We start from the raw sequence: 6837 nt of genomic DNA, 5'->3' as shown, positions 1-6837 counted from the left end.
ACTCCGGTCGAAGCCAGGAAAACCTCGCCTGGCCTGCAGCCCGCGGCCTTCGCCGCCGCTTCGCCCGTCATCGCGGTGGACTCGCGGCCCTTCTTGCCGGTGAACGCGTTGGCGTTGCCGGAATTGACGACCAGCACCCGCGCCTGGCCGGCGCCAAGGTTCTGGCGGCAGAAATCGACCGGCGCCGAGGGGCATTTCGACTTGGTGAACACGCCGGCGACCGCGGTACCGGCGTCGAATACCATGGCCAGCAGGTCGGTGCGGTTCTTGTACTTTATCCCCGCTTCGGCGGTGGCGATGCGCACCCCTTCGATTTCCGGCATTTTGGGGTATTTCTTCGGCGCGAGCGGCGAAATCGTCGTGGACATGGAGACCTCGGGCGGGAAAATCGCAAGGGGAAGGCCGGTTTGCCCGATACGGCGCGCGGGCGCAAGCGCGTTTTCGTCGCTCCGGCCAGGGACAAACCCGGTCAGGATTAAGCTTGCATTTCAAATCCGTTGGCATCGCCGGGGTCCGTGGCGCTATGATCTTCCCCATGGGCAGGCTTGCGATCCTCGCTTGGGCATTTCTCGGACTTCTGTTGCTGCGCGCCGACGCCGAGCCGGGGCGGCGCGTCGCGCTCGTCATCGGCAACGGTACCTATGCCGAGGCCGGCACGCTGGCCAATCCGGTCAACGACGCGCTCGACATCGCCGACAAGCTGCGTTCCATCGGCTTCGAGGTCATCGAAGGCAACGACCTCGGCAAGCGCGAGCTTGAACACAGCATCGGCGAGTTCTCCGATGCGCTCGAAGGTGCCGGCGTCGGGCTTTTCTACTATGCCGGCCACGGCCTTCAGGTCGACGGCCGCAATTACATCGTGCCGGTCGACGCCAGGCTCGACATGCCGGTGAAGCTGCAGCTCGAAGCCGTGCCGATCGACGAAGTCCTCGACATCATGGAACAGCAGACCAAGGTCAGCCTGGTCTTCCTCGATGCCTGCCGCAACAACCCGTTTGCCCGCAGCCTGAGCCGCACCGCCACCACCCGCTCGGCGACGGCGCTGGCGGGTCTGGCGCAGTTCGATTCGACGCGCGGTTCCTTCATCGCTTTTTCGACCGCGCCAGGTGCTGTCGCCATGGACGGCAGCGGGCGCAACTCGCCCTTCGCCCAGGCCCTGCTGCGCCACATCGCCGAACCCGGCCAGAGCATCAACGACATGATGATCGCGGTGCGCCGCGACGTGGTTTCGCAAACCCGCGAGGCCCAGCGACCGTGGGAACAGGGATCGCTGCTCGAACGCTTCGAATTCGTGCCGGGCAAAGGACCGGTGAAGGCCCCGGAACCGGCGGCCGCAGCCGCGCCCTCGACGCAAGTGGCTGCGCTCGAGCGTTCGGTCGGCGACGACAAAAGCGCGATCGAGAAGTTCCTGCGCGACGACTACCTGTCGCCGGACGTCAAGGACATGCGCGCGGACGTCAAGCGGCTCTATGGCCCCTCCGTCACCGTCTTCGGCACGCCTTACGATCCCGAGACGCTTGCGAAGGTGAAGAGCGACTGGTTCGCGCAATGGGCTTCATGGTCGCTTGGCCTCGACCCCGGCAGCCTGGAGGTTACACCGCACGGCGAGGGCAGCGCCCAGGCCGTCTTTGCCATGAGCTACGACTACACGCCAAAGGACAAGTCGGCGGCGCGCGTGGCCGGCAAGGCGCGGGTGACGCTGGAATTGATCAAGACCGATAAGGGATGGCGCATCGTGTCCGAGACGTCGCAGCCGATGTGACGACCACCGCTTGATGACGGCGCCTCTGCATCCAAAAACGGATCGTTTCGTTTCATCACCGGATCACTTATCATGCCGGCGAATTGAAACGAGGACGACAGGAATGGCCGAGACGGCGGATACGGCGCGCAGATCGATCGGGGCGCGGCGCAATCCCGACAGTGCGGACGCCATTCTGGAGGCAGCCGAGGCCGTGCTCGTCGAGGCCGGCTATGCCGGCTTTTCGATCGAGGCGGTGGCGCGGCGCGCCCGGGCCGGCAAGCCGACCATCTATCGCTGGTGGCCGAGCAAGGCGGCGCTGCTGCTGGAAGTCTACCAGCGCCAGAAACGCGTCGACGTTCCCGATACGGGAAAACTGGAAGAAGATCTCGTCGGCTTCCTGGAGAACCTGTTCTTCCACTGGCGCGAGACATCGTCGGGCAGCGTGTTCAGGTCGCTGATCGCCGAGGCGCAGTCGGATGAGACCGCGGCCGAGGCTCTTGCCGGTTACGCCAGCGGACGCCGCGCCCACACCACCCAGATCATCGAACGTGCCAAGGCAAGGGGCGAAATCGCCAGCGATATCGATCCGGCCGTGGTCGCCGACCTCCTGGCTTCCTACGCGTGGCGGCATCTCCTTACCAACCGGCTCGACGAGCCCGAAGCGACGATTCGCAAGGTGGTCCGCTATCTCCTGCAAGGCATAGCAGCGCCCGGCAGATAGGCGCCCGCTGGCACGTGCAACAAAAAGGGCGCGGCACCTTCCGGCTGCCGCGCCCTTTTCGAAGCTGTTCGGGCTTACTTGGCGCTTTCCAGCGTATCGACGGCCTTCTTGAGGTTGGCGTCGGGGATCTCGACCTTGGCACCGGCGCGCAGCGATTTGACCAGCGCGAAATACTTGTCGCGGATGACGGCCTGCTTGGCCTGGTCCTTGACCTCGTCGAAGGCCGGCGGCTGCTTGGCGCGCTTGTCCTCGAGCTTGATGACGTGCCAGCCAAACTGCGACTGCACCGGCTGCTCGGTGTACTTGCCGACATCGAGCGCGAAGGCCGCCTTGTCGAACTCCGGCACCATCTGGCCAGGCCCGAACCAGCCGAGGTCGCCGCCATTGGACTTGCCGCTCGGATCCGAGGTGTGTTCGTTGGCGAGCTTCTGGAAGTCGGCGCCGCCGTCGAGCTGCTTGATGATCGCCTCGGCCTCTTCCTTGGTCTTCACGAGGATGTGACGGGCATGCACCTCGTTGACCGGCGGGGTGTTGGCGATTTCCTGGTCGTAGCGGGCGCGAACCTCGGCATCGGTGACCTTGTCGACGACGCCCTTTTCGACCATCTCGCCATGCAGCGCGCGCTGCTGCAGGAAGGCCATGCGGCGCTGGAAATCGGGATCCTTGTCAAGACCGTCGGTAACGGCCTTGGCGGCCATGACACGGATTTCGATCGCCGCCGAAAGGGCGGCGGCGCGGCGCTGTTCAGGCGGCAACTGCGCGAACTGCTGCGACAGCTCGCCCTCGGCAAGCATCAGATCGGCTTCGGTCAAGGGCTGGCCGTTGACGGTGGCGATCACGGTGTTCGGATCGACCGGCGCCGCGGCCGGTGCGGCCGCATCCGCCGGGGCGGCCGGTGCGGGAGCGGTCTCCTGCGCCATCGATGGCGACAGGCAAAGAGCCGACAGGCCGAGGGCCAGGCCAAGGCTGGCAAGCGACGCACGGCTGAACAACAAGGACATAAGAATGACTCCGGTGAGGGATTGTAAGGAGGGCGGCTTCCAGATCAGCCAGATTATGGCGGAATTTGGCGCGACCGGCAGGGCCAGCGCGGCGTTGACATCAGTTGAGCCCCCTCTTATCTGTCCATCGACTTGGCGTCCAGAACCGTTTTCCGGGCGCTTTTTGTGTTTGCCCGCATTCAAGCGGTGCGTTCACGTGGATGTGATGGGGCCGGCCGGCGCCTGTCTCAAGATTGAGAATTCTATCGAAAGGACCATTGGATGGTCAGTCTCGGCGGTCTCGCCCGTAAGGTTTTCGGTTCCTCCAACGACCGTCGGGTCAAATCGACCCGCCCCCGTGTCGAGGCGATCAACGCCATGGAAAACGAGATGCGGGCGCTCTCCGACGCCGAGCTTGCCGGCCGCACGGAAAAATTCCGCCAGGACATCGCCAACGGCGCCAGCCTTGACGATCTGCTGATCCCAGCCTTCGCGACCGCCCGCGAGGCGGCGCGCCGTGTGCTTGGCATGCGTCCCTTCGACGTCCAGCTGATCGGCGGCATGGTGCTGCACAATGGCGGCATTGCCGAGATGCGCACCGGCGAGGGCAAGACCCTGGTCGCGACGCTGCCGGTCTATCTCAATGCACTCGCCGGCAACGGCGTCCATGTCGTCACCGTCAACGACTACCTCGCCACCCGCGACTCCGAATGGATGGGCCGCGTCTACAAATTCCTCGGCCTGTCGGTCGGCGTCATCGTCCACGGCCTGTCGGACGAGGAGCGTCGCGTCGCCTACGCCTCCGACGTCACCTACGCCACCAACAACGAGCTCGGCTTCGACTATCTGCGCGACAACATGAAGTACGAGCGCGCCCAGATGGTGCAGCGCGGTCACAATTACGCGATCGTCGACGAGGTCGATTCCATCCTGGTCGACGAGGCGCGCACGCCGCTGATCATTTCCGGTCCGCTAGAGGACCGTTCGGAAATGTACAACACCATCGACACCTTCATCATCAAGCTGCAGCCGCAGGATTACGAGATCGATGAGAAGCAGAAGACCTCGATCTTCACCGAGGAAGGCACCGAGAAGCTCGAGAGTATGCTGCGCGATGCCGACCTGCTCAAGGGCGAGTCGCTGTACGACGTCGAGAACGTCGCCATCGTCCATCACGTCAACAACGCGCTGAAGGCGCACCGGCTGTTCCAGCGCGACAAGGACTACATCGTGCGCAACGGCGAGATCGTCATCATCGACGAGTTCACCGGCCGCATGATGCCCGGCCGCCGCTATTCGGAAGGCCTGCACCAGGCGCTCGAAGCCAAGGAACATGTGGCGATCCAGCCGGAGAACCAGACGCTGGCCTCCGTCACCTTCCAGAACTACTTCCGCCTCTACAAGAAGCTTTCCGGCATGACCGGCACGGCGCTGACCGAAGCCGAGGAATTCGGCAACATCTACGGCCTCGAGGTCACCGAGATCCCGACCAACCTGCCCGTTATCCGCAAGGACGAGGACGACGAGGTCTACCGGACGGTCGAGGAGAAGTACAAGGCGATCGTCAGGGAGATCCGCGAAGCCAGCGCCAAGGGCCAGCCGACGTTGGTCGGCACCACCTCGATCGAAAAGTCCGAGCAGTTGGCCGAGCGCCTGCGCAAGGAAGGCTTCAAGGATTTCGAAGTGCTGAACGCCCGCCACCACGAGCGCGAGGCGGCGATCGTCGCCCAGGCCGGCAAGCCCGGCGCCATCACCATCGCCACTAACATGGCCGGCCGCGGCACCGACATCAAGCTCGGCGGCAATGCCGAGATGCGCATCGCCGACGAACTGGGCGACATGCCGGAGGGTCCCGAGCGCGAGGCGCGCGAAAAGGAGATTTATGCCGACATCGAGCGCCTGAAGGAAAAGGCGCTGGCCGCCGGCGGCCTCTACGTGCTCGCCACCGAGCGCCATGAGTCACGCCGCATCGACAATCAGCTCAGAGGCCGTTCCGGCCGCCAGGGCGACCCGGGCCGCTCGAAATTCTTCCTGTCGCTGCAGGACGATCTGATGCGCATCTTCGGCTCCGAGCGCATGGACGGCATGCTGCAGAAGCTCGGCCTCAAGGAAGACGAGGCCATCATCCATCCTTGGATCAACAAGGCGCTGGAAAAGGCGCAGAAGAAGGTCGAGGCCCGCAACTTCGACATCCGCAAGAACCTGTTGAAATATGACGACGTCTCCAACGACCAGCGCAAGGTGGTGTTCGAGCAGCGCATCGAGCTGATGGACGGCGAAGGCCTTTCGGAAACCATTGCCGAGATGCGCGAAGGCGTCATCGACGAGATCGTCGCCAAGGCCATTCCCGAAAACGCCTATGCCGAACAGTGGGACGTCGCGGGCCTGAAGGCCGAGGTCGCCGAATTCCTCAATCTCGACCTGCCGATCGAGGACTGGGTGAAGGAAGAAGGCATCGCCGAGGACGACATCCGCGAGCGCATCTCTCAAGCCGCCGAAGCCGCGGCACAAGAACGCGCCGACCGTTTCGGCCCCGAGGTGATGACCTATGTCGAGCGCTCCGTGGTGCTGCAGACGCTCGACCATTTGTGGCGCGAGCACATCGTCAATCTCGATCACCTGCGCTCGGTCGTCGGCTTCCGCGGCTACGCCCAGCGCGATCCGCTGCAGGAATACAAGGGCGAGGCGTTCGAGCTGTTCCAGGCGATGCTGGGCAATCTGCGCCAGGCCGTCACCGCGCAGCTGATGCGCGTCGAACTGGTCCGCCAGGCCGCCGAAGCCCCGCCGCCGGAAGCCCCCGACATGTTCGGCACGCATATTGACGGCACCACCGGCGAGAATGATTTTGACGGCGGCGAAACGGCTCTTCTGGTGCGCCAGGAAAGCAACGCCATCGTCGCTCCCGAGGATCGCGACCCCAACAACCAGGCCACCTGGGGCAAGGTCGGCCGCAACGAAGCCTGCCCCTGCGGCTCCGGCAAGAAATACAAGCACTGCCACGGCGCGTTTGCGTAACGGACGCTTCTTCCTTCTCCCCGTCCCTATACGGGGAGAAGGTGGCCCGAAGGGCCGGATGAGGGGCGGCGCCGATTGGCGTTTGTCTGCGACCAAAAACAATGCCTGGCCCGCTCCCGGCGAGCCGATTCGTTTTGCGGATGGCTTTTCTTCTTCCCGCATCCACAGCGCAAATCACCGAAAGCCAGCGCTGCCCCTCATCCGCCTGCCGGCACCTTCTCCCCGTATAGTGACGGGGAGAAGGAGGCGCTGTCCGAACCGGATAGATAGGTAACAGAATGGACCGATAGCATGGGTGACAGTTTTCTTGTCCGCCGGGAGGACCGGCGATGGTTTGGCGAGAAACTGGGATCATGGACGAGCGGCTACGGTTTGTT

At 64.2% G+C, this 6837-nt stretch carries 5 protein-coding genes; 3 read left to right on the top strand and 2 right to left on the bottom strand.

Annotated elements, in window-relative coordinates:
* Window positions 1-368, bottom strand: a 368-nt coding sequence (locus tag EOA36_RS22375; RefSeq protein ID WP_189553310.1) for a bifunctional ornithine acetyltransferase/N-acetylglutamate synthase, incomplete at its 3' end; no start/stop codon positions are given.
* A 113-nt stretch (window positions 369-481) separates the two neighbouring features.
* Between EOA36_RS22375 and EOA36_RS22370 the strand changes: the two genes are divergently transcribed.
* Window positions 482-1762, top strand: a complete 1281-nt coding sequence (locus tag EOA36_RS22370) for a caspase domain-containing protein (RefSeq protein ID WP_245464438.1) — start codon at window positions 482-484, stop codon at window positions 1760-1762.
* A gap of 103 nt (window positions 1763-1865) precedes the next feature.
* A complete protein-coding gene (locus EOA36_RS22365; RefSeq protein ID WP_127279461.1) occupies window positions 1866-2465 on the top strand; it encodes a TetR/AcrR family transcriptional regulator in 600 nt (199 codons plus the stop codon).
* A gap of 74 nt (window positions 2466-2539) precedes the next feature.
* Here the strand turns inward: EOA36_RS22365 and EOA36_RS22360 are convergent, their stop codons facing one another.
* Window positions 2540-3466, bottom strand: a complete 927-nt coding sequence (locus tag EOA36_RS22360) for a peptidylprolyl isomerase (protein ID WP_127279460.1) — start codon at window positions 3464-3466, stop codon at window positions 2540-2542.
* Window positions 3467-3727: 261 nt separating this feature from the next.
* Between EOA36_RS22360 and secA the strand changes: the two genes are divergently transcribed.
* Window positions 3728-6460 carry a preprotein translocase subunit SecA gene (secA, locus tag EOA36_RS22355; protein ID WP_127279459.1) on the top strand — a complete coding sequence of 911 codons (2733 nt, stop codon included), beginning with the start codon at window positions 3728-3730 and terminating at the stop codon, window positions 6458-6460.
* Window positions 6461-6837: the final 377 nt, after the last annotated feature.

This window comes from Mesorhizobium sp. M8A.F.Ca.ET.021.01.1.1 (assembly GCF_003998025.1).
GTDB lineage: Bacteria > Pseudomonadota > Alphaproteobacteria > Rhizobiales > Rhizobiaceae > Mesorhizobium.
This window is presented reverse-complemented; position numbering and strand designations above follow the sequence as displayed.

Excerpts from the sequence above, each read along its gene's own strand:
- EOA36_RS22365 (WP_127279461.1), top strand. The coding sequence starts at position 1,866 with ATGGCCGAGACGGCGGATACGGCGCGCAGATCGATCGGGGCGCGGCGC.
- EOA36_RS22360 (WP_127279460.1), bottom strand. The coding sequence starts at position 3,466 with ATGTCCTTGTTGTTCAGCCGTGCGTCGCTTGCCAGCCTTGGCCTGGCC.
- secA (WP_127279459.1), top strand. The coding sequence starts at position 3,728 with ATGGTCAGTCTCGGCGGTCTCGCCCGTAAGGTTTTCGGTTCCTCCAAC.